Here is a 1,088-nt window from a genome sequence, read left to right as displayed (position 1 = left end):
GAGCTGAACAACCGCCACCCAGACGTGCAAGCTCTCGATGCCGATAGCGATCCTGTGATCCGTACCCTGACAGTGACGTCGGCGGACGGCACCCCTCATGACGTAGTCGTGACCATCGTGGGCTCAGACGACCAAGCGATCATCACACCAGAGCAACCGGGTGACGATAAAGGCGCAGTGCAAGAAGACGTCACGCTGACCACGAGTGGCAACTTAACCGTGGCGGATCCTGATGCCGGCGAAGCGGTCTTCCAGCCTCAAACCGACGTTCGAGACGGTAACTGGGGCTCGTTCTCTATCGATGCGGATGGCAACTGGACGTATGAGCTGAACAATCGCCACCCAGACGTGCAAGCTCTGGACGCCGATAGCGATCCGGTGATCCGTACCCTGACAGTGACGTCGGCGGACGGCACTACTCATGACGTGGTCGTGACCATCGCGGGCTCTGACGACCAAGCGATCATCACGCCAGAGCAACCGGGTGATGACGCGGGCGCAGTGCAAGAAGACGTCACGCTGACCACGGGTGGCAACTTAACCGTGGCGGATCCTGATGCCGGCGAAGCGGTCTTCCAACCACAAACCAACGTTCAAGATGGTAACTGGGGCACCTTCTCTATCGATGAGACTGGTAACTGGACGTATGAGCTGAACAACCGCCACCCTGACGTGCAAGCTCTCGACGCCGATAGCGATCCGGTTATTCGTACCCTGACAGTGACGTCGGCGGACGGCACTTCTCATGACGTGGTGGTGACTATCGCGGGCTCAGACGACCAAGCGATCATCACACCAGAGCAACCGGGTGATGACGCGGGCGCGGTGCAAGAAGACGTCACGCTGACCACAGGTGGCAACTTAAACGTGGCGGATCCTGATGCCGGCGAAGCGGTCTTCCACCCACAAACCGACGTTCAAGACGGCCACTGGGGCACGTTCTCTATCGATGCCGAGGGCCACTGGACGTATGAGCTGAACAACCGCCACCCAGACGTGCAAGCGTTAGACGCCGATAGCGATCCGGTGATCCGTACCCTGACAGTGACGTCGGCGGACGGCACCCCTCATGACGTGGTGGTGACCAT

At 59.7% G+C, this 1,088-nt stretch carries 1 protein-coding gene; it reads left to right on the top strand.

What is annotated here, in order from left to right; genetic code table 11:
* Window positions 1-1,088, top strand: a 1,088-nt coding sequence (locus tag F0249_RS19965) for a VCBS domain-containing protein (protein WP_216599676.1), incomplete at both ends; no start/stop codon positions are given.

Source organism: Vibrio sp. 03-59-1, assembly GCF_013114135.1.
Lineage (GTDB): Bacteria > Pseudomonadota > Gammaproteobacteria > Enterobacterales > Vibrionaceae > Vibrio > Vibrio cortegadensis.
The sequence above is the reverse complement of the archived record's forward strand: the minus strand, read 5'-3'. Positions and strand labels throughout refer to the sequence as shown.